Annotated in this window: 2 protein-coding genes; both read left to right on the top strand. The window is 33.3% G+C overall.

All coding sequences use genetic code 11. From position 1 onward, the window contains the following. Window positions 1–112: 112 nt before the first annotated feature. The gene (locus J3495_RS18965; RefSeq protein WP_210668545.1) at window positions 113–751 is read left to right on the top strand and encodes a thymidylate synthase; all 639 of its coding nucleotides are present in this window, start codon (window positions 113–115) and stop codon (window positions 749–751) included. Between the two features lie 95 nt (window positions 752–846). Then, window positions 847–1,065 carry a hypothetical protein gene (locus J3495_RS18960; RefSeq protein WP_210668543.1) on the top strand — a complete coding sequence of 73 codons (219 nt, stop codon included), beginning with the start codon at window positions 847–849 and terminating at the stop codon, window positions 1,063–1,065. The last annotated feature ends 125 nt before the right edge of the window (window positions 1,066–1,190 follow it).

Below are 1,190 nucleotides of genomic sequence, written 5' to 3'. Positions count from 1 at the left end.
CAAAGCCACAGCGTTGGAGGACATAAGTCTTCTTGCTGTGGCTTTGTTGTGTTATAAATTATCGTAGGAAGGACAAATATAATATAATCAATCATCAATCAAAAATCGAATTATGAATAAGTATCATCAAATGCTTAACAAAATCCTTGTAAAAGGTAAAGTACAACAGAATAAAAAAGGCTCAAACACTTTTTTACTAAACCAGGCTTTAGAATTAAAACCAATTGACTTACTTGAACTGTTTGAGGGTCACGCTGTAGCTAAAAAGAAATTAAAAGATGAGCTACAGTTGTTTATGGCCGGTGAACGTTCAACAGAAGCTTATAGAGAGATTGGCGTTTCGTGGTGGGATTATTGCGGTCCTATTTTGGTCAATAGCTATCCAACGTACTTCGAACAGCTACCAAAGCTTATTGAAAAGATTAACCAGGAGAAACGATCATCAAAGAATTATGTATTATTCCTTGGTTCTAACAACACAGAAAGTAACCAACAGCCTTGCTTAAGTTTGATTCAATTTCAAATCACTAACAGTAAGTTGATAATTAGCGCGTATCAGCGTAGTTCTGATGCAAACCTTGGTTTGCCATCAGACATCTATCATTTATACCTGATTTCAAAGAAAATCGATGTGCAATTGAAAAGTATTACATTATTTCTTGGTAATGTGCATGTGTACGATAATAATATCGACAGTACAAAACAGCTGTTGTCTGGTGAAGCTGTTAAGTTTAGTTTAAACGTTGGTTAAATGGCGTTTAAACTCTGATTATGTTACAATTTAGGACATTGATTCTATTAATCATATGGTGGTATTTATATAATTTTGAATTCTAAAATTTTATTATGAGCGAGAAATATATTTATACCCAATCATTATATGAAAGGGACCCAGCAATTGTCAGAGCTGAGGCAGAATATCAGGAAGCTATTAAGAAGTGCCTTGCAGGTGAGATAACGTTAGATGAGATGCGAGAATATCAATATAAAGTGTTTAACGCCTGTAATAACACTAAAGACCCGTTTAATCTTGATGCCTCAAAAAGAAAGCCTACACAATTGTAGAGGGCACTGAAAAAGTCTTTTCAAAATTCTTTTTCAAGAATAATTATTAATTAAAAGGAGTAGAAGCTAAAAGTTTTCTGCTCCTTTTTTTGTATCTTTTACGTGTAATCATAAGACTTTTTAGA

The sequence above is a fragment of the Flavobacterium geliluteum genome, from assembly GCF_017948595.1.
Classification (GTDB): domain Bacteria; phylum Bacteroidota; class Bacteroidia; order Flavobacteriales; family Flavobacteriaceae; genus Flavobacterium; species Flavobacterium flavipigmentatum.
Note: the sequence above shows the minus strand (reverse complement) of the source record. Positions and strands in the feature narration are given on the sequence as shown.

Bases quoted from the DNA above. Each gene is read 5' to 3' on its own strand.
- J3495_RS18960 (WP_210668543.1), top strand. From the start codon at position 847: ATGAGCGAGAAATATATTTATACCCAATCATTATATGAAAGGGACCCA.
- J3495_RS18965 (WP_210668545.1), top strand. From the start codon at position 113: ATGAATAAGTATCATCAAATGCTTAACAAAATCCTTGTAAAAGGTAAA.